The 24488-nt window shown below is 68.3% G+C and carries 20 protein-coding genes; 8 read left to right on the top strand and 12 right to left on the bottom strand.

Annotation, left to right across the window (positions count from 1 at the left end; all coding sequences use genetic code 11):
* Positions 1–4 precede the first annotated feature (4 nt).
* Positions 5–2542, bottom strand: coding sequence for a leucine--tRNA ligase (leuS, locus tag B7R21_RS06940; RefSeq protein ID WP_116282579.1), 2538 nt, complete (start codon positions 2540–2542; stop codon positions 5–7).
* A 250-nt stretch (positions 2543–2792) separates the two neighbouring features.
* On the opposite strand from leuS, the gene B7R21_RS20025 reads away from it, so the two are divergent.
* On the top strand, positions 2793–3746 hold the full coding sequence (locus tag B7R21_RS20025) for an aminotransferase class IV (RefSeq protein ID WP_172592082.1): 954 nt from the start codon (positions 2793–2795) through the stop codon (positions 3744–3746).
* A gap of 346 nt (positions 3747–4092) precedes the next feature.
* Here B7R21_RS20025 and B7R21_RS06925 read toward each other — a convergent pair whose 3' ends face one another.
* The 4 genes from B7R21_RS06925 to B7R21_RS06910 are packed head-to-tail and all read right to left on the bottom strand — an operon-like array spanning position 4093 to position 10199.
* Positions 4093–5919, bottom strand: a complete 1827-nt coding sequence (locus B7R21_RS06925) for an amino acid ABC transporter ATP-binding/permease protein (protein WP_116282508.1) — start codon at positions 5917–5919, stop codon at positions 4093–4095.
* On the bottom strand, positions 5919–7718 hold the full coding sequence (gene cydD / locus B7R21_RS06920) for a thiol reductant ABC exporter subunit CydD (protein ID WP_216364156.1): 1800 nt from the start codon (positions 7716–7718) through the stop codon (positions 5919–5921). The genes B7R21_RS06925 and cydD overlap by 1 nt, the downstream gene beginning before the upstream one ends.
* On the bottom strand, positions 7715–8773 hold the full coding sequence (gene cydB, locus B7R21_RS06915; protein ID WP_116282507.1) for a cytochrome d ubiquinol oxidase subunit II: 1059 nt from the start codon (positions 8771–8773) through the stop codon (positions 7715–7717). The genes cydD and cydB overlap by 4 nt, the downstream gene beginning before the upstream one ends.
* A 13-nt stretch (positions 8774–8786) precedes the next feature.
* On the bottom strand, positions 8787–10199 hold the full coding sequence (locus tag B7R21_RS06910) for a cytochrome ubiquinol oxidase subunit I (protein ID WP_116282506.1): 1413 nt from the start codon (positions 10197–10199) through the stop codon (positions 8787–8789).
* A 112-nt stretch (positions 10200–10311) separates the two neighbouring features.
* Here B7R21_RS06910 and B7R21_RS06905 point away from each other — a divergent pair, with 112 nt between their 5' ends.
* Positions 10312–10731, top strand: a complete 420-nt coding sequence (locus B7R21_RS06905) for a BlaI/MecI/CopY family transcriptional regulator (RefSeq protein ID WP_116282505.1) — start codon at positions 10312–10314, stop codon at positions 10729–10731.
* A gap of 25 nt (positions 10732–10756) precedes the next feature.
* Complete coding sequence (locus B7R21_RS06900) at positions 10757–11776, top strand: M56 family metallopeptidase (RefSeq protein WP_216364154.1); 1020 nt, start codon at positions 10757–10759, stop codon at positions 11774–11776.
* A gap of 179 nt (positions 11777–11955) precedes the next feature.
* Here B7R21_RS06900 and B7R21_RS06895 read toward each other — a convergent pair whose 3' ends face one another.
* The 5 genes from B7R21_RS06895 to B7R21_RS06875 all read right to left on the bottom strand — a co-directional run bounded on the left by B7R21_RS06895 (position 11956) and on the right by B7R21_RS06875 (position 16149).
* Positions 11956–12888: an ABC transporter substrate-binding protein gene (locus B7R21_RS06895; protein WP_116282504.1), complete on the bottom strand. Its 933-nt coding sequence runs from the start codon at positions 12886–12888 to the stop codon at positions 11956–11958.
* A 1-nt stretch (position 12889) separates the two neighbouring features.
* Entirely contained in the window at positions 12890–13627 is a 738-nt protein-coding gene (locus B7R21_RS06890) for an ABC transporter permease (protein WP_116282503.1), read from the bottom strand.
* 4 nt (positions 13628–13631) lie between these two features.
* The gene (locus tag B7R21_RS06885; protein ID WP_116282502.1) at positions 13632–14381 is read right to left on the bottom strand and encodes an ABC transporter permease; all 750 of its coding nucleotides are present in this window, start codon (positions 14379–14381) and stop codon (positions 13632–13634) included.
* A 96-nt stretch (positions 14382–14477) separates the two neighbouring features.
* The gene (locus B7R21_RS06880) at positions 14478–15290 is read right to left on the bottom strand and encodes an ABC transporter ATP-binding protein (RefSeq protein ID WP_116282501.1); all 813 of its coding nucleotides are present in this window, start codon (positions 15288–15290) and stop codon (positions 14478–14480) included.
* Between the two features lie 202 nt (positions 15291–15492).
* Complete coding sequence (locus B7R21_RS06875) at positions 15493–16149, bottom strand: TetR family transcriptional regulator (RefSeq protein ID WP_116282500.1); 657 nt, start codon at positions 16147–16149, stop codon at positions 15493–15495.
* Between the two features lie 175 nt (positions 16150–16324).
* On the opposite strand from B7R21_RS06875, the gene B7R21_RS06870 reads away from it, so the two are divergent.
* The 3 genes from B7R21_RS06870 (at position 16325) to B7R21_RS06860 (ending at position 20935) form a co-directional block, all read left to right on the top strand.
* Entirely contained in the window at positions 16325–17407 is a 1083-nt protein-coding gene (locus B7R21_RS06870; protein WP_253259677.1) for an App1 family protein, read from the top strand.
* 60 nt (positions 17408–17467) lie between these two features.
* Positions 17468–18562 (top strand): winged helix DNA-binding domain-containing protein, encoded by a 1095-nt coding sequence (locus tag B7R21_RS06865; RefSeq protein WP_116282499.1) that lies wholly within the window; start codon positions 17468–17470, stop codon positions 18560–18562.
* A 261-nt stretch (positions 18563–18823) separates the two neighbouring features.
* A complete protein-coding gene (locus B7R21_RS06860; RefSeq protein WP_116282498.1) occupies positions 18824–20935 on the top strand; it encodes an acyltransferase family protein in 2112 nt (703 codons plus the stop codon).
* Positions 20936–21016: 81 nt separating this feature from the next.
* On the opposite strand, the gene B7R21_RS06855 is transcribed toward B7R21_RS06860, so the two are convergent.
* Positions 21017–21571 (bottom strand): YceI family protein, encoded by a 555-nt coding sequence (locus B7R21_RS06855; RefSeq protein WP_116282497.1) that lies wholly within the window; start codon positions 21569–21571, stop codon positions 21017–21019.
* Between the two features lie 134 nt (positions 21572–21705).
* Between B7R21_RS06855 and B7R21_RS06850 the strand changes: the two genes are divergently transcribed.
* Both B7R21_RS06850 and B7R21_RS20405 read left to right on the top strand, forming a co-directional pair.
* Positions 21706–22335, top strand: coding sequence for a DsbA family protein (locus B7R21_RS06850; protein WP_116282496.1), 630 nt, complete (start codon positions 21706–21708; stop codon positions 22333–22335).
* Between the two features lie 51 nt (positions 22336–22386).
* Positions 22387–23607: a hypothetical protein gene (locus B7R21_RS20405; protein ID WP_216364152.1), complete on the top strand. Its 1221-nt coding sequence runs from the start codon at positions 22387–22389 to the stop codon at positions 23605–23607.
* Positions 23608–23645: 38 nt separating this feature from the next.
* Here the strand turns inward: B7R21_RS20405 and B7R21_RS06840 are convergent, their stop codons facing one another.
* Positions 23646–24485: a polysaccharide deacetylase family protein gene (locus B7R21_RS06840; protein ID WP_116282495.1), complete on the bottom strand. Its 840-nt coding sequence runs from the start codon at positions 24483–24485 to the stop codon at positions 23646–23648.
* Between the last annotated feature and the right edge of the window lie 3 nt (positions 24486–24488).

Below are 24488 nucleotides of genomic sequence, written 5' to 3'. Positions count from 1 at the left end.
ACTTCTACGAACGCGCCTTTGTGGCAATGTTGACGATCTTCGGTGCACGCACGATGACGTTCACGATCTCGCGATCCCCGAGGAAGCGCACGACCGCCTCAGACGACCGCGCCAGCTTCTCGAGTTCGTCGCCCGAGATCTTCGGAGAGACCTCGAGGCGCGCCCGTACCTTGCCGTCGACCTGGACGACGGCGGTCACCGACTCCTCCGTGAGCAGCGCCGGGTCGGCACCGCGCCAGCCGTATGCCGAGATCGAGGGCGGGTAGCCGAGGCGTTCCCACATGTCCTCGGCGGTGTACGGAGCGAACAGCGACAGACCGAGCGCGATCGTCTCGACCGCCTCGCGGACCGCGGGGTCGCCGCCGCCCGGTCCGCTGTCGATCGCCTTGCGGGCCGCGTTGGTGAGCTCCATGATCCGCGCGACGACGACGTTGAACTTGAACGCCTCCACCAGGCCGGGGGCCTCGGCCAGGAACCGGTGCGTGATGCGGCGGAGCGCGACATCCCCGTCCCGCCAGTTCACCGACGGCAGCGATGTGACGTCACCCGACAGCCGCCAGGCGCGGGCCAGGAACTTCGCCGAGCCCGCGGGCGAGACATCCGCCCAGTCGATGTCGTCTTCGGGCGGGCCCGCGAACGCCATCGTGAGGCGCACCGCGTCGACACCGTGCTCGTCGAGCTGGTCGCTGAGGCGCACGATGTTGCCCTTCGACTTCGACATCGCCGAGCCCTCCATCAGCACCATGCCCTGGTTGAGCAGTGCGCTGAACGGCTCGGTGAACGAGACGTAGCCGAGGTCGAACAGCACCTTCGTGATGAAGCGCGCATAGAGCAGGTGCAGGATCGCGTGCGTCACGCCGCCGACGTACTGGTCGACGGGCGCCCACTTGTCGACCTCACGCGGGTCGAACGCCTTCGTGTCGTCGTTCGGGGAGAGAAAGCGCAGGAAGTACCACGAGCTGTCGACGAAGGTGTCCATCGTGTCGGCGTCGCGGAGGGCCGGTGAGCCGTCGCGCGGGTCGGGCACGTTCACCCAGTCCGTCGCGGCACCGAGGGGCGAGGTGCCCTTCGGCTGCAGATTCAACCCTTCGGTCGGCGGCAGCAGCACGGGCAGCTGGTCTTCGGGCACGGGAATCTCCGCGCCGTCGGCTCCGTGGATGATCGGGATCGGCGTTCCCCAGTAGCGCTGGCGTGAGATCAACCAGTCCCTGAGCCGGTAGTTCTTGGCGGCGCGACCCGATCCTGCGGCCTCCAGCTGCTCGATCACGCGCGCGATCGCCTTGTTCTTGCTCAGCCCGTCGAGCGCGCCCGAGTTGATCAGACGCCCGTCGCCGGTCAGCGCCTTACCGGTGGATGCCGGGTCGAGCGGTGGCAGGTCGTCCGGAAGCTCGCCGTCGACGAGGATCGGGATGGCCCCCGTGACCGGCTGGTTCGTGTCGAGCACGACGCGGACGGGCAGGGAGAACGCACGGGCGAAGTCGAGGTCGCGCTGGTCGTGCGCGGGCACGGCCATGACCGCCCCGGTGCCGTAGTCGGCGAGCACGTAGTCGGCCGCCCAGACGGGCAGGCGTTCGCCGCTGACGGGGTTGACCGCATAGCGCTCCAGGAAGACGCCGGTCTTCGGCCGGTCGGTGGCCTGGCGTTCGAGCTCCGTGCTCTTCTGCACCTCGGTGAGGTACTCCGTGAAGCGGGCGCGTGCGACATCCGACACCGACGGATCGGCGATCAGCTCGGCGGCGAGCTCGGACTCGGGCGCGATGACCATGAAGGTCGCGCCGTGGAGCGTGTCGGGGCGCGTCGTGAAGACCGTCACCGGCTCGTCGCGGCCCTCGATGGCGAAGTCGACGTCGGCGCCGATGGAGCGGCCGATCCAGTTGCGCTGCATGGCGATGACCTTGGCCGGCCACGTTCCCTCGAGCTGCTTCAGGTCGTCGAGCAGGCGGTCGGCGTAGTCGGTGATCTTGAAGTACCACTGCGTGAGCTTCTTCTTCACGACGACGGCGCCCGAGCGTTCGGACGTTCCGTCGGGCAGAACCTGCTCGTTCGCCAGCACGGTCTGGTCCACCGGGTCCCAGTTGACCCAGCTCGACTTGCGGTACGCCAGGCCCTTCTCGTAGAGCTTCAGGAACAGCCACTGGTTCCACTTGTAGTACTCGGGGTCGCTGGTGTGCAGCTCCCGGCTCCAGTCGAACGAGCCGGCGTAGCGGCGGAAGCTCGCCTTCTGCTGGTCGATGTTCGCGTACGTCCACTCGCGCGGGTCGATCTGGCGCTTGATCGCAGCGTTCTCGGCGGGCAGGCCGAACGAGTCCCAGCCGATCGGGTGCAGCACGTTGAATCCCTGGTGGCGCCAGTAGCGGGAGATCACGTCGCCGAGCGCATAGGCCTCCGCGTGCCCCATGTGCAGGTCGCCCGAAGGGTAGGGGAACATGTCGAGGATGTATTTGCGCGGGCGCTTGTCGTTCGTGAGATCGGTGCGGAACGGCTCCGACTCGTCCCAGACCGGCAGCCACTTGTTCTGGAGGGCCTCGAAGTCGTAGCGCAGAGAATCGGATGCTGCGTCGGTGTTCGTTGCGGGTGTCGTGTCGGTGTTCGTGGTGCCTGTGTTCGTGGTGCCTGTTGCGTCGTCTTCGGCGCCACGCGCAGCGGAATCGCGTTCGATAGTCACGTGAGTCTCAATCGTCGGGGAACGACCGCACAGTGCGGCCTTGCGGAGGCGGTTCGGGTGCCCGCGTCTCCAGCAGTCAATTGTACTGAACCTGCCTGCGGCTCGCTGTTGCTACGGTGAACTGATCATGACTACGTCTGCTGCCGCCGATTCGGCCGGTTCTCGCCGCTTCATGTACCGCGACGGATCGTTGGTCGCTGACGCTGGGCCGATGGATGCCCGGCTGCACCTCGACGTCGCAGACTCCTGGCTGGTCGACGCCGGGCGGGTGCGGGCCATCGATCTGCACCGGGCCCGGTTCTTCGCCTCGGCGGCGGCCGCCGGGTTCGGGAACGAGACGCTGCTCGCCGCGTTCTGGGAGGCGGCGCTCGACGCGATCCCGCCGGTGCACCGGTGGTTCCCGCGGGTGGAGTTGAGCCGGGTCGGCGGCGGTTCGGCGGCGGACGGCGCGGCGCGCGGCGGTTCGGCGGCGGACGGCGCGGCGGCGGGCGGTGCGGCGCGCGGCGAGGGTGCGGCATCCGGCGGCGCGGGCGGCGCAGGCGGCTCCGGATCGGGTTCCGGCGCGGCACGGTGGCGGCTGTCGCTGTTGATGCGGCTCGCTCCGCCGCTCGCAGCCTCGGCTGTGCTGCGTTCCCATGACGGGCCCGAGCCGCGGAGCATCCCGAGCTGGAAGGGCCCCGACCTCGACACGCTCACCGCCCTCCGCGACGCGGCACGTGCCGACGGCATCGACGATCTGGTGCTGCTCGGCCAAGGCGGCGAGATCATCGACGGAACAACGACGGCGCTGCTGTGGTGGCGGGGCGACACGCTCTCTGCGCCGCCCGCCGACCTCGTGCGGGTCGACAGTGTCACCGCGAAGTCTGTGCGCGTGCTGGCCGCGGCTCTCGGCGTGACCGTGTCGGAGGAGCGTGCCACACCCGCCGACCTCGCCGGCACGGAGCTCTGGGCCGTGAATGCGCTGCACGGGATCCGCGTGGTGACGTCCTGGCCGGGCGGGCCGACGCTCGCGCCCGTGCCCGGGCGCGCGGCCCTCTGGCAGCGGCGGCTCGCGGCGCTGGCGCGCCCCCTCGCTCCCTGACGTCCCGCGCCAGCTGCCAGCTGCCCGACTCGGCCGCCGCTCAGAGCCGTCACACGGACGAGGCTGAGTTGGGACTCTGTCTTCAGGCGCGTCGCGTGGGCTGAGGTTCGCCGATTCGTCGCGACCGTGCGGGATGGCGGGCCGGCTGACTCGCTGAGCGGTGCGAGTCCCGTCGGGATGCAGCCGGACTGCAGGCTGGGGCCGGCTCACCCACACGGGAGGAGCTGGGCCGATCCACAGCAGATACGGCGTCGCACCGGCTCAGCTCCTCCCGGAGGAACACGGTTGCGGTGGCGGTGGCGGTGGTGGTGCTGGAGGCGGAGGCGGAAGAGTAGCCAGCCGGACGTCAGCCGAGGCGGAGACGCTCGGTGATGAGGTCGGGCGGGACATCCGTGTGCGAGATCAGCACGACGCTCCGGCCGGGGCCGGCGGCGGCGAGCAGGTCGCGGAGGAGTGCGTCGGCGCGGGCCGGGTCGACGTTCGCGGTGGGCTCGTCGAGCACGACGACCGGGAAGTCGGCGAGCAGCACGCGTGCGAGCGCGATGCGCTGGGCCTCGCCGCCCGAGACGAGTGCTCCGTGCTGGCCGAGCCGGGCGTCGAGTCCGCCGCGGTCGGCGGCCCAGGTGGTGAGTCCGACGCGGTCGAGCACGGCGAGCAGGTCGTCGTCGGAGGCCGTCTCCTTGGCGAACAGCAGGTTCTGCCGGATGTTCGCGTCGAAGATGTACGGAGTCTGCTCGCAGAGCCCGATGCTCTGGCGCACGACCTCGGGGGCGAGCGTGCGCACGTCGACGCCGTTGAGCGTGAAGGTGCCACTGTGCTCGAGGAACCGCACGAGCACGGAGGCGAGCGTGGTCTTGCCGCTGCCACTCGCACCGGTCACGAGCAGCCGCTGCCCCGGCCGGATGGTGACGCTGACGTCACGGAGTGCCGCCGCCGTTTCGCCACGGGTGGCTGGGGCGATCACGGTGGTCGGGGCGGGGCGGTCGAGCGAGGCGACACGTTGCGGCCATCGCGCGGACACACGCTCGAGACGGATGACCGGCGCGACGCGTTCGCCGGACGCCGCGTGCTCCGCACCCGGAAGGGGATCCGGCAGCGCGGCGGGCCCGGACTCGGCTGGCGACGCGGCGGCGGCGGGCGAGGAGGCCGGGACCTCGGGCGGCAGGGCGTCGGGCAGCGCGGACGCGACGCGGGCCGCGCTGGCGTGCACCTGGCGCCAAGCTCCCGCCGCGAGGGGGACGGCGGAGAAGACCTCGAAGACCGCGATCGGCACCAGCGCGAGCACCGCGAGGACCGGACCGGTCAGGCCCGAGCCGGAGGTGCCGCTGAAGAGGCCCGAGGCATCCGCGCCGACGCTGCCCGCGACCACGGCGGGACCGAGCGCCGGGATACCCACGGCGAGAGCCGCGACAGTGGCCAGCCCAGCCAGGAGGGAGACGATCGCGGCGGTGGCTCCGGCACCGGCGGCACGGCGGGTGGCCGACCGGGTGAGCCGCTGATCGGTGGCTTGGAGGTGGGCGAGCCGGTCATCCACCGCTCCGAAGGCGACGAGCACGTCGAGGTTGCCGATGACGTCCAGTGTCTCGTCGGAGAAACGGCCGCGGAGGGGCGCGAGTTCGCGTTCGGCAGCTCCAGCGATGCGCGAGTTGACGAGTGTGCCTGCAAGGAGCGCGAGGAGCAGGGCGACGGCAAGCGTGAGTCCGGCCGCGGGCAACAGCAGCGCGACACCCACCACGGCGAGCGCCGACACGAGCAGGGAGGTCACGAGCGGCTGCACGACGCGGAGCGGAAGGTTCTGCAGCTCATCCACATCGCCGACCAGCCGTGCGAGCAGGTCTCCGCGGCGGATCCCGCCGAGCCCGGCGGGGGCGAGCGGCACGATGCGCTCGTAGATGGCGACCCGCAGTGACGCCAGCGCGCGGAAGGCCGCACTGTGCCCGGCGAGCCGGTCGAGGTAGCGGAAGGATGCCCGGGCCAGAGCGAATCCGCGAACGCCGACGATCGCGATCGAGAGGTACAGGATCGGCGGCTGCTCGGCGGCGCGCGCGATGAGGTAGGCGGAGGTGGCGAGGAGTGCGACGGTCGAGAGCGCGCTGAGCAACCCGAAGGCGAGCGCCGGCGTGAACGCGCGCGGGGCAGGCTGGGCGAGCCGCAGAACGTCGGCCGTGCGCATCAGCGCACCGCCCCGGTGAGGCGCGATGGCGTGGCGGCCGAGGTGGTGGTGGGAGTGGTGGCAGCCGGCGCGATGGAGGCGGTGGTCGCACCAGCGGCGGTACCTTCACCAGCGGCGGTACCTTCACCAGTGGCGGCCCGGGAACCGGCGCCGGCGCGGTCGGTCCCCTGCGCTGGCGCCGACAGTTCGATCACGAGGTCGGCCGCCCGCGCGAAGGCCGCGCGGTGCGACACCACGAGCACCGCGGCACCCGTGCTGGCCGCGACCGAGCGGATGCCGTCGATCATCCGCTGCTCGGTCGCCCCGTCGAGGGCTGAGCTGGGCTCGTCGAGGAGGAGCACTCCGCAGTCCTCGTCGATCAGACGGTAGAGCGCCCGGGCGACCGCGACGCGCTGGGCCTGACCCCCGGAGAGACCCGATCCGTTCACACCGAGCTCGCGCCCGAGGTCGACCTCGGGCGCGGCGGCCAGTGCGAGCGCGCGGCTGGCGAGCTCGGGCGATGGATGCCCGCTCCCGAGCGTCACGTTCTCGAAGACGGTGCCGCGGAGGAGTCCCGGACGCTGTCCTGCCCAGGCGAGGGGAGCCGACACGATGCTGCCGGTGTGGGGCACGAAGCCGAGCATGGCGGCGAGCACACTCGACTTGCCCGCTCCGCTCGGACCGGAGAGCACCGTGAGGGTGCCGGGCCGGAGATCCGCCGAGAAGTCACGCACCGCGAAGCGCTCAGCGCCCGGCTCGCCGTAGCGAACGGAGACCAGCGCGAGGGAAGCGCCCGCGGGTTCGTCGGGGCGTGACGCGTGTTCCGACAGAACAGCAGCCCCGGCCGGAGCCCCCGCCACAGCCCCCGCCCCCGCCCCGACGATCTCGAACACCGCGTCCGTCGCCGCCACCCCGTCGGCCGCCGCGTGGTAGGCCGCCCCGACCTGCCGGAGCGGCAGGAACGCCTCGGGCGCCAGCATCAGCACGAACAGTCCCACACCGAGCCCGAGATCCCCGCCGACCAGGCGCAGCCCGACCGCCACAGCAACCAGCGCGACCGAGAGGCTCGCCGCCATCTCGAGCGCGAATCCACTGAGGAACGACACCCTCAGCACTTTCAGCGTGCTCGAGCGGTATTCCTCCGTCACGAGGCGGATGCGCGCCGCCTGCCGCTTCTCGCGCCCGAAGACCTTCAGCGTCGACAGCCCCTCGACCACGTCGAGGAATCCCGTCGAGAGCGCTCCGAGCGTCTCCCACTGTTTCTTCTGCAGCGCCTCGGTCGCCCAGCCGATCAGGATCATGAAGACCGGCACCAGGGGCAGCGTCAGCACGACGATGATCCCGCTGGTGACATCCGACGCGAACAGCACCAACACCAGCAGAGGCGTCGCGAGCGCCGTCAGGATGAGCTGGGGCAGGTACTTCGAGAAATAGGTGTCGAGCGCATCCAGACCCGTCGTCGTCACGGTGGCCACCTCGACGCTGTTGCGCCCCGCCAGCCAGCCCGGGCCGAGCCGCACGAGCGACGCGAGCACCGTCTGCCGCAGCTCGCTCTTGACCCTCGCCGCTCCCCGGGAGGCGTTGCGTTCCCTGAGCCAGACGAGAAGCGAGCGGAGCACGATCACGCCGACGAGCGCGGCCAGAGATCCCGCCAGAGCGGGCAGGGAGGCCCCGGCGATCGCCGAAACCACCATCGAGCTCACCAGCCACGCGAACGCGACGATGCAGCCGGTCTCCAGAAGCGCGAGCAACGCTCCCAGAGCAAAGAACCGGCGAGCGGATGCCGCGTACCTCAGCAACCGCGGGTCGACAGGTTTCACGCGCCGACCCTGTTCCCGGCGACAGCCGGCCCTGACGGCTCCGGTGCCCCGGTGATGGATGCGCGGCTGACCCGCTTGCGGAACACCCAGTACGTGAACCCCTGGTACGCGAGGATCAGCGGCACGAACACCAGCGCCACCCAGCTCATCAGCGTGAGCGTGTACCCCGACGACGACGCGTTCGCGATCGTCAGGCTGTTCGCGGGGTCGTTGGTCGCCGGCATCACATCGGGAACGAGTGAGAGGAAGAGCGAGAGCACGGCGAACGCGATCGTGGCTGCAAGGAAGGTGAACGACCAGCCCTCCGCCTTCCGCTGGTTCGCGAGCCAGCCGGCGATGAGCGTCACAGCGGCGACGGCCGACAGGATGCCCGACCACACCGATCCGAACGACACCGTCGTCCAGACCAGGAAGACGGCGGCGACGAGGATCGTGAGCATGCCGGAACGGCTGGCCAGTTGCCTGGCCCGCTCCCGGATCGGCCCGTCGGTCTTCAGCGACACGAACACCACCCCGTGCGTGAAGAACAGCAGCAGCGTGGTCAGCCCGCCGAGCACGGCATAGGGCGAGAAGAGGTCGAAGACGGTTCCGGTGTAGTTGAAGCCTGCGTCGAGCGGCACCCCGCGCACGACGTTCGCGAAGACGAGCCCCCAGAGGAAGGCCGGCACGGCGGAGCCGACCACGATCATCCGGTCGAAACGCCGCTTCCAGGCGATCTCGGGGCGCTGGTGACGGTACTCGAACGAGACCCCGCGGAGGATCAGGGCCAGCAGGATGACCAGGAAGACCAGGTAGAAACCGCTGAACAGTGTGGCGTACCACTCGGGGAAGGCCGCGAACATCGCCGCGCCCGCCACGATCACCCAGGTCTCGTTGAGGTCCCAGATCGGTCCGATGGTGTTGATCAGCACGCGGCGATCGGTGTCGTTCGGGCCGCGGGCGTCGCGGCCGAGGAACGGGATCGACATGCCGACGCCGAAGTCGAAGCCGTCGAGCACGAAGTACCCGATGAAGAAGAAGGCCAGCAGGCCGAACCAGAGGGTGGGGAGATCCATCAGTACACCGTTCCTAGTACACAGTCGCTTCGTGCTTCACTTCGCCGGTCTCGGCGTCTGGTGTCGGCGCCTGCTCCGGGCCTTTCTGGATGGCCTTCTTGATCAGCCGGAACTCGACCACCGCGAGCGTGCCGTAGACCAGCGTGAACGCGATCAGCGAGATCAGCACCTCCAGGCCCGTCGTGTTCGGGGACACCGCGTCCTGGGTCTTCAGCAGGCTGAACACGATCCACGGCTGCCGGCCCATCTCGGTGAACACCCAGCCGACGATCATCGCCGCGAGCGGGAGCGGCATCGACCAGATCGCGACCTTCCAGATCCAGCGCTTTTTCGGCATCCGGCCCTTGCGGGTGAACCAGAGGCCGCCGACGGCGGTCATGACGGCGAGCACGCCGAAGGCGATCATGTAGCGGAACGCCCAGTAGGTAACCCAGATGGTGGGCGTGTAGTCGCCAGGGCCGTACAACTGTGTGTACTGCGCCTGCAGGTCGTTGATGCCCTCGACCGTGCCGTCGAACGTGTGCGTCGAGAGGAACGACAGCAGATACGGGATCCGGATCGAGAACAGCTCGCTCACGCCGTCGGGCGTACCGAGGGTGAAGATCGAGAACGAGGCGTTCGCGCCCGTGGAGGTGTTGTAGAGCGCCTCGGCTGCTGCCATCTTCATCGGCTGGGTCTCGACCATCGCGAGCCCCAGCTGGTCACCCGAGAGGAAGGTCAGCGTGCCCGCGATCACCATCATCCAGAGCCCGAACTTCAGGGCGGGGCGCATGGTGTCGAAGTGCTGGTTGCGGGAGAGGTGCCAGGCGGCGGCGCAGACGATCAGCGCAGCCGAGACCATGAAGCACGCGAAGATCGTGTGCGGGAAGGCGGCCAGCGCCACTTTGTTCGTCAGCAGCGCCCAGATGTCCGTGAGCTCAGCGCGCCCCTTCACCTCGTTGATCTGGTAGCCGACCGGGTTCTGCATGAACGAGTTCGCCGCGATGATGAAATAGGCGCTCAGGATGCTCGCCAGCGCGGTGACCCAGATGGTGGCGAGGTGGAGTCTCTTCGGCAGGCGGTCCCAGCCGAAGATCCACAGGCCGATGAACGTCGCCTCGAGGAAGAACGCGAGGAGCCCCTCGAGGGCGAGCGGGGCGCCGAAGACGTCGCCGACGAAGCGGGAGTAGTCCGACCAGTTCATACCGAACTGGAATTCCTGCACGATGCCCGTCACCACGCCCATGGCGAAGTTGATGAGGAAGATCCTGCCGAAGAACTTCGTGATCTGCAGGTACTTAGCGTGCCCGGTACGCACCCAGGCCGTCTGGAAGAGGGCGACCGTCAGGGCCAGGCCGATCGTGAGAGGCACGAACAGGAAGTGGTAGATCGTGGTGAGCCCGAACTGCCAGCGGGAGAGCAGCAGTGGGTCGAGCCAGTCGTTCACAAGTCCTCCACGGTGATTTTCTACGGTGTGTAGAAGTTCTTCTTCTACCGAGTGTAGAACGCTTTTTCTACCCTATGTAGAACACGCAGGAAAAAGGCGCTAATCTAATGCCATGGCAACACTTGGCGACCTCGAGCGCTCAATCATGGAGCGACTCTGGCAGAGCGACGCTCCTGTGTCGGCCGCTGAACTGCGCGACGACCTCGAGCACAAGACGAGCGCCGGCAAGGATCTCGCTCTGACGACGATGCTCACGGTGCTATCCCGCCTCGAACGCAAAGGTTTCGTCGCCCGCGACCGGAAGGTCAGGCCGCACCTCTACTTCGCCGTCACCACGCGCGCCGACCACACGGCTGAGCTGCTGGCGCAGGTGCTGGGCGCCGAGCCCGACCGCGAGGCGGCCCTCGCCCGGTTCGTCGGCCAGGTGAGCCCGCAGGAGGCCGACACCCTCCGCCAGCTGCTCGAGAAGCGCGCGGGCTCGGTCGGAGCATCCGCCGCCCCCCGCCCGCTGCCCGCCGCGCAAGCCGACTGACAGCCCAGAAGGCTACGCTGGGCGCGTGCTTTCCGCCTCCCTGACCCTTGCCGCGCTGGCGGTCATTCTGGCGTGGCCGGTTCCGGTGCTGCTCGCCCGGGCGCACTGGCCGTCGCGCTCGCCGGGTGTGGCACTGCTGCTCTGGCAGGCGATCGCCCTCGCCGGCGGGCTGTCGATGATCGGCTCTCTCGTGACGTTCGGCCTGATCCCATTCAGCAACGGACTGCTCAGCGGGCTGGCCGATCTCCCGCCTCTCGTCTTCTCCGGCGCGCTTCCGGCCGGGGCGGGCCTGATCCATCTCTTCGCCCTCTCGAGCGCCGCGCTGCTGCTCGCACACCTGCTGCTGAACCTGGGCGTGACCGTCACCCGCACGGAACGCCAACGCAGACGCCACCGCTCCCTCGTCGACCTCCTCAGCACCCCGCTGCTCGGCCAGCCCGGCACGCTCATCCTCGACTCCCCCGCGCCGGTCGCCTACTGCCTGCCCGGCGCACGCACCGTCACCGTGCTCTCGGAGGGGCTCGTCTCACTGCTCGACTCCGACCAGCTCGATGCGGTGATCGCCCACGAGCGGGCACACCTCCGCCAGCAGCACCACATCCTGCTCGTGGCCTTCGAATCGTGGCGGAGCGCCCTGCCGTGGTTCCCCATAGCCACCCGCGCGCAGGTCGCCGTCTCGCTGCTGGTCGAGATGCTGGCGGATGACCAGAGCCGCCGTCTGACCGACAGCACCACCCTCGCCGAAGCCATCGCGCTCGTCGGGTCGGCGGAGACGCAGAACATCGTGCGCCGCGGCCCTGCGTCGATGTCGGTGGTGGATGCCCCGGCCTACGCCGTGCGCGCAGACAAGGTCGGTACGGCGACGGAGTTCGGCGAAGACCTGCAGCACGACGTCCGGTTCGCCACCTCCGTCGATCCCGTGGTCGTGCGGGTGCGACGGCTGCTGCACCCCGAGCTCCAGCTCTCGCTACCGGCCCGCACGGGCATCCTGTGCCTGGCCGCCCTGCTGCTCGCGTTGCCCGCCCTGCTGCTCCTCACAGCCTGACCCCCCGCCCCTCTCCCCCTCCCGCCCCTTCCCCCACCTGTCGCAAAAGAGGATGAGGCGATCGCTGCGTCGCCCCGCGACTCATCGGCTCTGGAATCCTCTTCTACGAAAGAGGAGAAGCCGGCCGGGAGGTCCCTGAGGACCGCCCGGCCGGCTTCGGCGTACAGGATGGGGTGGGGCTAGAACAGCTTCTTGCTGGCGAGCCACTCCTTGGCGATGTCGGCCGACGACTTCTTGTCGTTGACGCTCTCACCGTTCATCGAGACGAGATCCGCCGTCGTGAGTGCGGCGTCGACCTTGTTGATCACGTCGGTCACGGCCGGGGTGGCCGCGTCCTTGTTGATCAGCGGCACGACGTTCGACGCGAGGAAGAGGCTCTTCGGGTCGGTCAGCGTGACCAGGTCGTTCGCGCCGATGCTCGGGTCAGCGCTGTAGATGTTGGCGACCTGGATGGTGTTGTCGAGCAGGGCCTTCAGCGTCAGCGGTCCGGCCGAGTCGTCGATCGGTGTGAAGCCGACGGTGACGTTGTAGGTGCTGAGCAGTCCGGGAGGGCCGTAGGGGCGGGTCGCGAGTTCGGCGTTGCCACCGAGCGTCACGTTCGACACCTTGGCGAGATCGGCGATGCTCGTCACGCCGTTGGCCTCGGAGAAGGCCTTCGTGACGTTGTAGGAGTCCTGGTCTGCCGCCTCGGACTGGTCGAGCACTTCGAGGTTCGCGGGCACGGCGGTCTTCAGGGCCGCATACACGTCGCTCGCCGAGACCGCGGTGGTGGCCTTGTCGTAGAACTGCAGGAGGTTCCCCGAGTATTCCGGGAAGAGGGTGACCTCGCCGCTGGCGAGAGCCGGCAGGTAGGCGTCGCGCTGGCCGATGTTGAACTTGCGGGTCACGGTCTGGCCATTGGCCTCAAGTGCCTGAGCGTAGATCTCCGCAACGATCTCATTCGAGTAGTAGGACTGCGAGCCGATGACGATCGTGCCCGCCGCGGCCGAACCCGAAGAACTGGAGCCCAACGGGCTGCTACTGCCTGATGAACACCCTGCCAGTGCGACTGCCGCACTGACCGCGATGACGCCGAGGGCGGCGACACGGCCTTTCTTCAATGCTGTGAACATGCTATTTCCCTTCTTGGATGGGGGATCCCACCACCGCTCGCGGCCTGACTGACCGTGAGCGGACTTCTGTGACCTGGCCCGCGGTGACACCGCGTGGCACGAACAACCTCTGCAGCAGCGCGAATATGCCCTCGAGGACGAGAGCGAGCACCGTGACCACGATCGACGCGCCGATGAGCTCCGCATAGTCGCGGGTCTTGAGGCCGTCGTTGATGAACACGCCGAGCGCCCCGCCGCTGGCGAAATAGGCGAGGGTCGCCGTGGCGACGACCTGCAGCACACCCGAACGGATGCCGCCGATGAGCAGAGGCAGACCGAGCGGCAACTCGACCTTCGTCAGCACCTGCCACTCGGTCATGCCCTGCGCCCTGGCAGCGTCGACGGTGCGCTTGTCGACCGCTTCGACGCCGGCGTAGGCGCCCGAGAGCAGCGACGGGATGGCGAGGATGACGAAGGTCAGGAGCGGTGCCTTGAACCCGATGCCGATGCCGAGCGCGAAGATGATCAGCAGCCCGAGGCTCGGGAGCGCGCGGAGACCGCCCGAGCAGAGTACGGCGATGTCCCGGCCGCGCCCGGTGTGCCCGATCCAGAGACCGAGCGGGATGGCGATGATGGCCGCGATGGCCACCGCGCCGAAGGTGTACGAGAGTTGCTCCGCGATGCGCGCCCAGATGCCGCCGGGGCCGGAGAGGTGCGCCGGATCGAAGATCCAGGCGAAACCGTCGAGGAAGAGATCCATGGGACTACCGCCCCGCCATCGATGGATCGCTGACGGCCGGGTCGTCGACGACTGAACCGCCCGCAGACGCACCGGCTATGGCCGTCTCGACCGTCTTCCGCCAGGCACGCTTTGCCGTCGGATCCGCCTTCGCCCACGGCAGCAGCACGCGGCCGGCCAGCACGAGCAGGAGGTCGAAGACCACCGCGATCAGCAGGGTGGCGACGATTCCACTGGCGACCTCCTCGATGATGTTCCGCTGCAGCCCGTTCAGGAAGAGGTAGCCGAGGCTCGACACACCGATGACCGAACCGATGCTCACCAGACTGACCGTGCTGACCGACACGACTCGCAGGCCCGCGAGCAGAACCGGCCCGGCCAGCGGGAACTCGACCCGCCAGAAACGCTGCCAGGCCGAGTAGCCCATGGCGGTGGCCGCCTGCCGGACTCCCGCGTCGACGGCAGCCAGGGCATCCGCCACCGAACGAACCATGAGGGCGACGGCATAGATCGTGAGCCCGACCACGACGTTGATGGGGTCGAGGATGCCCGTGCCGAGGATCGCGGGAAGGGCGATGAACAACGGCAGCGACGGCACCGTGTAGAGCAGCCCACTGATGGTGAGGAGGACACCCCGCGAGGCGTGGAAGCGGTTGGCGACCCAGCCGATCGGGATCGAGATGATGAATCCCAGGATGATCGGGGGAACGGCCAGCGCGACATGGTCGAGTGTGAGGCTCCAGATGAGCCCGAGGTTGTTGATGACCCAGTTCATGCGCGAACCCGATCCACGGAAGCGGGCGCGCTCATCGGGCCAACGCCCTCTTCAGCGCAGCCCAGTTCTCGACGAGGCCGTTCGAGGCTCTCGCGCTCATGACTGCAGCACCCCGGTCGGCCGACCGTCTTCGTCGACGACGACGTTCCGCCCGTTGACAACCTCGACCCGGAGCGCCCGTCGACCGCGATCGGCGCCGATGAAGGTGGCCACGAAATCGCTCGCCGGCTTCGACAGGATCTCGGCGGGCGTGCCCTGCTGCGCGATACGGCCACCCTTCTCGAGCAGCACCACCTGGTCTCCCAGCAGGAAGGCCTCGTCGATGTCGTGGGTCACGAAGACGATCGTCTTTCCGAGGTCGCGCTGGATGCGGATGAGCTCCTGCTGCAGTTCCGAGCGCACGATCGGGTCGACGGCACCGAACGGTTCGTCCATCAGCAGGATGTTCGGATCGGCCGCGAGGCCCCTGGCCACCCCGACACGCTGCTGCTGCCCGCCCGAGAGCTGGCTGGGATAACGCTCGGCCAGCGACCGGTCGAGCCCGACGGTGTCGAGCAGTGTGAGGGCGGCCTCCCGCGCCTCGGCCTTCTTCACGCCGTTCAACACGGGGACGGTGGTGACGTTGTCGATCACCTTGCGGTGCGGGAGCAGGCCCGAGTTCTGCATCACGTAGCCGATGCTGCGACGGAGCTTCACCGGATTCAGGGCGTGGATGTCCTCGCCGTCGATCTCGATGTCGCCCGAGGTCTTCTCGACCATCCGGTTGATCATGCGGAGGATGGTCGTCTTGCCGGAGCCCGACGAGCCGACCAGAACCGTGGTCTGCCGGGCGGGGAGCACCAGGCTCAACTCGTCTACAGCAACAGTGCCGTCAGGGAACTTCTTGGTAACCGTGCGGAATTCGATCACGCAGATCTCCAGTCGTCGGAAAGGTCACAGCACGTGCGGCTCGGACCAGTGCGCCAAGCCAAACACCATTCCGAAGAATTGGCAAAGCTGGGCACCGTGCTTGACACAGTGTTACGTGAGCCTCCGACATCCGGAGATCTTCCCCGGATGCACGCGGAGGAGCACCCGGATCAGGAGCGCGGGATCGAGCCGCCCGGCCGGACTACTTCTTCGCGCCCTGGTCGAACGAGGCGAGGTACGACGAGATGATGGATCGCGCCTCGTCGATGATGCGGGTGTCTCCCGCCTTGTCGCTCACGAACGCGCGCACGAGGAGGGCATCGGTCATGTTGACCGACATCTCGAGGTGGAGGGTCAGGTCGGGCGTCGACTCGACCCCGAAGTCCTGGTCGATGATCGCGGCGAAGGCATCGGCGATGCGCGCCGACCGGATGGAGGTGGGTTCGACCTCGGGGTACGACACGAGATCCCCCAGGCGGATCGACGTGAAACCCACCTCTGTGCGGTGCATCTCGACCGCGGTCTCGAAGGAGATCAGCATCATGTCGATCCACGACTCCGGCTTGTCGCGCAGGATGTTCTCCCTCGTCTGGCGGAGGAACCTGTCCATGCTGCGGAGGCTGAGCGCCGAGAGTACGGCGATCCGATCGGGGAAGTAGCGGTACACGGTGCCGATGGAGGCACCGGCCCGCTCGGCGACCATGGCCGTCGTCATGCGCTCGACACCGACCTCCTCGACCACCTCGGCGGCCGCATCGACCAGGGCGGAGATGCGCGTGGAACTCCGCACCTGTACGGGCTCGTTCCGCACATTGACCATCTCGAGCAGAGTCTCATCGATCAGCTTACTGAGTGACACTTTTCTTCGCCGGCCCCTTCATCACGTGTTCAAGTAAGTCTCATGTTACCCGTCGTCCCTGCGGGTGCAGTGACAATACGTGCTGGTTCTTGAGAACTTCTCCATCATCTGCCAGGAATCAGCTCCGGGTTCCAGCGATCAGGCGTCTCGCTGAGACGTCTGACAGACTGGGACGGTGGCAGACGAACCGGTACGACCCTTCCCTCCAGGCCTCGCGGGTGCCAGGGTCACGCCCGAACGCATCCTGCACCGCGCCGCCCGTGTCGAAGACGCCCTGCACGAGTTCCGGGAGAACCGGGCGAGAAAGCGCGGCTACGAGACCACGGTCGTGCCCTACAGGGGCTACGGCTCCACAGAGTGGGTGCGGATCCTCTGCCGCGTGCTCCTGACGCACGACCGGAAGCCGCGCCGGCGCCTCCCCCTCATCGGCCGCCGCGAGGAACTCGTCCGCGGCTGGCGGAGTTTCACGGCGGTGCCCATCAACGAGGTGGATGTCACGGTGACGGTCGGCGGCGTGGAACACCAGGTCAAGGCCGACCGCGGAGGTGTCGTCGATGCCGTCGTGCCCGCGGCCCTCGAACCCGGCTGGCACACCATCACCCTGCGGGCCGAGGACTCCGAGCCCGTCGATTCGTCGGTCTTCATCATCTCCCCGGACGCCACCTTCGGCGTGGTGAGCGACATCGACGACACCGTCATGGTGACCGCGCTCCCCCGGCCGTTGCTGGCCGCCTGGAACACCTTCGTGCTCGACGAACACGCCCGCATGCCCACGCCCGGCATGGCTGTGCTGCTCGATCGGCTCGCCTCCGAGCATCCGGGATCCCCCACCATCTACCTCTCGACGGGTGCCTGGAACGTGGCCCCGACGCTCGGCCGGTTCCTCTCCCGGAACCTCTACCCCACCGGCCCTCTTCTCCTCACCGACTGGGGACCGACGCACGATCGCCTCTTCCGCAGCGGCCGGGAGCACAAACGCGACAACCTGCACCGGCTCGCCGAGGAGTTCCCCGCGATGCGCTGGCTCCTCATCGGCGACGACGGGCAGCACGACGAGGAGATCTACGGCGAGTTCGAGCAGCAGCACCCCGGCAATGTCGCGGCCATCGCGATCCGTCAACTCTCCCCGAGCGAGGCGGTGCTGGCCGGAGGCCGGTCCAAGGCCGAATCGATGAGCGCGAAATCCGACGCGCTCTGGATGTACGCCCCCGACGGCTCCGGCCTCGCGCAGCAATTGCGGGCCGCCGAGCTGCTCTGAAGCTGTGCCGTGTCTGAAGCCGTTCCGTGTCTGAGAGTCTGCCTTGTCTGAGAGTGTGCCGTGAAGGCACGCGAGGCGAGCAGCCTGGCCCGGCTGCGACTGGTTGGCCAGGGCATCCAGCGCCGCAGCGGCTCCGGTGAACGTGCCGGTGTCGTCGATGTCGTGCGGCGCCTCGGGGCCCTGCAGGCGCAGGACCTGCCGGGCGCCAAATGGTCGGTCGCGCTCCGCTCCCCCGGGGCCACGCTCCGCACCGTCGACGATGCCCTGAACAGAGGCGAGGTCGTGCGGTCGTGGCCGTTCCGCGGAACACTGCACCTCGTCGCCGCCGAGGACCTCGGGTGGATGCTCGATCTCACCGCGACGCGCACCATCACCGGCGCGGCGACCCGTCACCGCCAGCTCGGGCTCGACTCCGAGACCTTCGAGAGGGCGCGCACTGTGGCGGTGGGAGCGCTCGAGGGCGGGCGCTCGCTCACCCGTGACGCGCTGTTCGCCGAGTTCCGCTCGCACGGCATCGACACAGCGTCCAACCGGGGATCGCACCTGCTCTGGTACCTCAGCCACACGAAGACACTCTGCTTCGGGCCCATGGTCGGCACCGCGCAGGCACTCGTTCTGCTCGATGAGTGGATCGGGCATCCACGACGCCTGAGTCACGAGGAGGGCGTGCGGGAGCTGGCCCTCCGCTACTTCACCAGCCACGGGCCCGCCTCGCTCCGCGACTTCCTCTGGTGGTCGAACCTGCTCGTGCCCGACGCGAAGGCGGGACTGGATGCGGCAAAGGGCCGCCTCGAATCCTTCACGGTCGACGGCGTCGAGTACTGGATGCCCGCCGGCGCACTCGCGGAGGCCCCGGTTCGCTCGACGGTTCACCTGCTGCCGGGCTTCGACGAGTACCTGCTCGGCTACACGGATCGGAGCGCCGTGCTGGCGGCGGAGTACTCCGAGCGCATCGTGCCCGGCGGCAACGGGATGTTCCTGCCCACGATCGTCGCCGGCGGGCGCGTCGTCGGAACCTGGTCGCGAAAGGCCGGCGCTGCCCGCGTGACGGTGACACCGGCCCCGTTCGAGCCGCTCGGCGCCGAGCAGGCCGCCGGCATCGCGCGCGCCGCCGCCCGCTACTGCGCCTACCTCGGCCTGACTCTCAACTCCTGACGCACCTGGCACCAGCCTCTGGGCCACCAACCGACCCCGACGCTTGCTTTGCGCGGGGTGGGCTTCGATGCCACACTGGGCGCGAAACAGGCGGCCAGAACCTGCGGTAGCACGTCATTTCGGCAGGAAAACGTCGTATTCGGGGGGCGAAGATGTGGTCGAACAGGGGGATGCGTGTCATCAATTGTGAATGACGTCCACCATGGGCCTCGGGGGAACAGAGCGGGCACCAGCGGGGGTCAGGGCGCTTCGAGGAAGAGCGTGTTCCGGCCGGACATCCAGGGCCTCCGCATGCTGGCCGTCGTGGCCGTCATCGCCGATCACCTGTTCGCGTGGCCGGCCGGAGGCTTCGTCGGTGTCGACGTCTTCTTCGTCATCAGCGGTTTTCTGATCACCGGTCTGCTTCTCCGGGAGCACGAGAAGACGGGGCGTATCTCGTTCGTCGGTTTCTACCGGCGGCGCCTGAAACGGATTCTGCCCGCGGCGACGATGGTGGTCTTCGCCTCGGTCGTGGCGGCCTTCTTCATCTTCAACCGGATCCGCTTCGACCAGACGCTCTGGGATGGAGTCTGGGCCACCGTCTTCGCGTCCAACTGGCACTTCGCCGCAGCGGGCACAGACTACTTCCAGGCCGACGGGCCGGTCTCCCCGCTGCAGCACTTCTGGTCCCTGTCTGTCGAAGAGCAGTTCTACTTCGTCTGGCCATGGCTGATGCTGCTCATCTTCGCGCTCGTCACCCGGCGTGCCGGCCGCTCCACCATCGCTGCGCGTCGCACAGTGGGCGTAGCGATCGTGGTGATCACGATGTGTTCCTTCGCGTGGTCGCTCTACGAGACCCGTACAAGCCCGACCCTGGCCTACTTCTCGACGTTCTCGAGAGTGTGGGAGCTGGGGATCGGCGCGGCCGTGGCCGTGTTCGCGGGAGCGTTCGCCGGGATACCGAACGCCGTCCGGCCCGTTCTCGGGTGGATCGGATTGGCCGGAATCCTCGTGTCGCTGTTCGTCGTGAGCGCCGACTTCGCCTTTCCCGCGCCGTGGGCGGCCCTGCCGGTTGCGTCGACGGCCCTGACGATCGTCGCAGGCACGGGTGGCCCCCAGCGCTTCCTCTGGCCCCTGATGAATCCTGTCTCCACCTATCTCGGCAACATCTCGTACTCGCTCTACCTATGGCACTTCCCCCTGATCATCTTCATCGGAGAGTTCATGGCGGGCGACACGGCCGTGTTCTGGGCCACCACCCTGGCGGCCATCGCCGCCCTGTCCGTGCTGTCGTACCACCTGGTCGAAGATCCCCTCCGCAGATCCGCGTGGCTGGAGCCGAAGACGGGCGGGAGGAGTCGGCGCCGACCGCCGGCCAGGCGACGACTCGGCGAGTCTTCGCCGCTGGCGCTCAGCGTTCTGGGCGTGGTGATAGCAGGCGCAACCGTGCTCGTCATTGCGGCCTTCTCCGTGCCCGTCCCCGCTCCCACTCCAGCCCTTGCGGCCATGCCGCCCAGCGCTGCCCCCAGCGCTTCGACGACACCGGCCGCACCCGAGACATTCGCCGCGACCCTGCAGACCCAGATCAAGCAGGCGCTCACCGCGACGGCCTGGCCCGAGCTCAGCCCGGGCATCGACGATCTCGCCACGCTCTCGTTCGACCCCGTCGACGCGAACGGATGCGCTCCGTCGAACCCCCAGGGCAAGGACTGCAGCTCGATCACGGTCGCCGATCCGGCGAAGACCGCTGTGGTCGTCGGCAACTCGATCGCTGTCGCCTGGCTGCCGGGCATTCGCGCGGCCCTCGAACCCCAGGGCTGGACAGTGGTGTCACTGGCGATGATCGGTTGTCCGTTCGTCGATGCGGAGACCGTCAACCCTGACGAGGGCGTGACCGGTGCCTGCCCCGGGCACAAGGAGGAAGTGGTCGAGACTATCAATCGGCTCCATCCGGCCCTGGTGATCTCGAGCAACGTCTACGGGACCGAATTCGCCAGCAGTGCGGGCTATGCCACAGCCACAGATCACTGGGCAGCTGCCCTGGACTCCCAGTTCGCGAAGATCGAGGGCAGCGTGGGAACCATCGTCATGCTCTCGCAGCCCCCGCGCGGCACAGATCCTCAGTCCTGTGCCAGCCGGGTCAGCTCGCCCCGGGACTGTGTGTTCTCCCCGCCCGCAGAATGGGCGAGCTTCGCCACAGCCGAAAAGCGCGTGGGTGACGCACCTCAGCGTACGTTCGTGAACACCCTCACGTGGTTCTGCACCAACGCCCGGTGCCCCGCATTTGTGGGCACGACTCCGGTGAAGAGGGATTCGACACACATCACTCCGCAATACGCCGAGTTGGTCGCCCCCCTGCTGTCGGATGCGATTCTCGGAGTTCCGACGAGCTGAAGCTCCGATGGAGGCGAAAAAGCCGCCGGCCTCCCGGGGGAGGGCCGACGGCCGGGTCGCGCGAGCGCGCGGGAGGACGGGTTACGCCTGGAGCGACGCCTGCAGGTCAATCGTGATGGTGACGTCGTCGCCGACGAGCACTCCGCCGGCCTCGAGCGGAGCGTTCCAGCTCACACCGAAGTCGTTGCGGTTGATCACGGTCTTGGCGGTCAGGCCGAGCTTGTAGTTGCCGTAGAGGTCGTTGCCGAAGCCGCCGAACTCGACGTCGAACGTGACCGTCTTGGTGACGCCCTTGATCGTGAGGTCGCCGGTGACCTTGAGGTCGTCCTTCTCGGCGACGACGCTGTTCGAGACGAACGTGATGGTCGGGAACTCGGGAGCGTTGAAGAAGTCGTTCGTGCGGAGGTGACCGTCGCGGTTGGCGTCACCGGTGTTGATCGACTCGATGTCGGCCGACGCGGTGAGCTTGGTGTCGAGGGGGCTCTCGCCGGTCACGAACGTGGCGTCGAACTTCTCGAACTTGCCCTTGACCTTGCTGATCAGCAGGTGGCGCACGCTGAAGGCGACCTCGCTGTGCGAGGGGTCGATGGTCCAGGTGCCCGCTTTGTGGCCGGGAATCGTGTAGGTGTCAGTCATGGTTTCTTCCTTCTGAGCCGAACATCAAAAACTTGTAAGTACAACAATAACGGTAACTCCAGCCAGCGCAAGCCTTTTTGCATGCGAATGTATTGAATTGCCGCCGTGCCCTTCCAGAGTGGCAGAGTGGGGTCATGGCTGAGCAAACAACACGTGTCGATTTCTGGTTCGATCCCTCCTGCCCCTGGGCCTGGATGACGTCGAGATGGGTCGACGAAGTCTCCACCCACCGCGACCTCGATGTCACCTGGCACATCATGAGCCTCGCGATCCTCAACGAGAACAACGACATGGACGACGCCCACCGCGCATTCTTCCCCCGCGCACTCCGGTACGCCCAGCTCGTCGCTGCCGTGAAGGAGCTGAAGGGCCAGGAGTTCGTCAAGCCGCTCTACGACGCCCTCGGCACGCGGATCCATCTCGGCCAGAGAAGCGACGTCGACGCGATCATCGCCGAGTCGCTCGAGGAGGCCGGACTGCCCGCCGACCTCGCGAACGAGGCTCCGGATGCCGCTGCCGGTGAACCGTTCCGTTTCGAGAGCGAACTGCGGGCATCCCACTCGAGCGGTATCGACCTGGTCGGCCAGGATGTGGGCACGCCCATCCTGTCGGTCGACGGGATCGCGTTCTTCGGGCCGGTCATCTCCCCCGCCCCGACCGGCGAGATCGCCCTGACGCTCTGGGACGGCATCGTCGCGGCAGCGAGCTTCGACGGCTTCTTCGAGCTCAAGCGGAGCCGCACCCGGGATCCGATCTTCAGCTGATCGGCAGCGTGGGCATCCCCGTTTTCGCCCGGTGTCGCATAGCGTAGAGGAATGAATCGATCGCTGCGCCTCGTCGTCGCCGCCGCCCTGGCGGTCTCGGCGGGCGTCGGCGTGCCCGTCGCCGCCTCCGCGACGCCTGCCCCGGCGCTCTCCGCCCCGTCGCCCTCGGCAGCGGCGACGACTGCCCCGGGCATCCTCTCGCTCGCCGTGCGTACGGACTACCCCAGCTGGGACGACGTCAACGCCGCCAAGCAGAACGAGGCGACGAAGGCCGCCGAGGTGCAGAACATCACCGGGCTCATCGACGAACTGCAGCAGCAGGCGGCCGAGCTCGGTGACGTCGCGGTACAGAAGGGCAACGAGTACCTCAACGCGCAGGCCGCCCTGCAGTCCGCCACCCAGACGGCCGACGCCTCCCGCCAGCGCGCAGCCGAGGCGACGGCCAAGGCCGCCACGGCGAAGGCGCAGTTCGCCCAGTTGACGGTGGAGCTCTACCGCTCGGGCGGCAACCAGACCGCGAACCTGTTCCTCAGCGGATCGCAGGCCGGCACGCTGCTCGACCAGCTCGGTACGCTCAGCAAGCTCACCCAGCAGTCCGCGCGCCTCAGTTCCCTGGCCACCTCGACCCAGAACCTCGCGACCACACTCGACGCCCAGGCCACCGTCGCCGAAGACGCCCGCACGCAGCTGGCAGACGCCGCCCAGCAGGCCGCCGCCGACGCGCAGGCCGCAGAGCAGGCCGCCGACGCCGAGGTCTCCGCCCAGCAGGCGCAGAGCGACATCCTGTTCGCCCAGCTCGCCACCTTGAAGGACACGACGGCCGCCGTCGAGCAGAACTACCAGCTCGGCGTGAAGGCCGCGAAGGATGCCGCCGACGCCGCAGCCGCGAAAGAGGCGGCCGCCAACCAGGGCGACGGCAACGGCAACGACAGCAGCGCCCCGCCGAGCGGGCTGGTCAGCGACCCCCAGGGGGCGAAGAACTACGCCGAGGGCCAGGTCAGTGCGCGCGGCTGGGGCTCCGACCAGTTCCAGTGCCTCGTGAACCTCTGGAACCGCGAGTCGGGCTGGCGCCTGAACGCCTACAACGAGTCGAGCGGCGCCTACGGCATCCCGCAGTCGCTCCCCGGCAACAAGATGGCCTCGGCCGGCGCCGACTGGCGGACGAACGCTGCCACGCAGGTCAACTGGGGCCTCGCCTACATCTCGGGCCGCTACGGCAACCCGTGCGGTGCCTGGGCGCACTCGCAGAACACCAACCCGCACTGGTACTGATCACGCGCCCGGCACGGCGGGCATCCGGAGCTCGCGTGCTACGACGCCAGGAAGACATCGTCGAGCGTGACCGTCTGAAGGGCGCGGCTCCGGATGATCTCCAGCAGGTCGGGGAAGACCTCGGTCACCGGGTCGTGGTTCAGGTGCCCGATGATGATCTGCCCCGGCAGGAAGCACTTTCTGGCAAGCGCGACGATCTTCGCGGGGTCGAGCAGCTTCGAGTCGTAGATCGAGTTGGTCCAGAGCACGGGGGCGGTGTAGCCGATACTCGCGGCCAGGCCATCGGTCCGTTCGTCGCGATGGCCGTAGGGCGGGCGGTAGTACGGCCGGGAGTCCACGCCGAACGTGTCGAACAGGAAGTCGTGGTTCTTCTGGAGCTGCTGGATGACCTCGTCGTCCGACGCTTTCGTGAGATCGACGTGATCGAAGGTGTGGTTGCCGAGCTGGATCTGGCCGGAGTCGACCAGCGGCTGGAGTGCAGGCGCGTTCGCCGCCCAGCCTCCGAAGCGGCCATTGGCGAAGAGCGTCAGCCTCACCCCCGATGCCACGGCGAACCCGACGTACTTCCCGATGACGTCGGAGTCGGCGCCGTCATCGGCCGTCCAGGCCAGCAGGTCACCTGTTCCCGGCAGCTCGGTGATCGGGCCGGGGGGACGCACGACCTTCACGAGCGACGAACCGGACGGGCCGGGCGTCGAGGGCGCCGACCTAGCCGTCGCCGTGGGGCTGGCACTGGCACTGCCTGACGCGGTCGGAACCGGGGCCGACCCGTTCGTGGCCGGAGAGGTCGGCGGGGGCGGTGTCGAGAGCCCCGCGCACGCCGTCAGTGTGGCAGCAGCACCGGCCGCGGCGACTGCGAGAAAGTGACGGCGTTGCATGCT

Source organism: Subtercola boreus (assembly GCF_003399625.1).
GTDB classification, from domain to species: domain Bacteria; phylum Actinomycetota; class Actinomycetes; order Actinomycetales; family Microbacteriaceae; genus Subtercola; species Subtercola boreus_C.
This window is presented reverse-complemented; position numbering and strand designations above follow the sequence as displayed.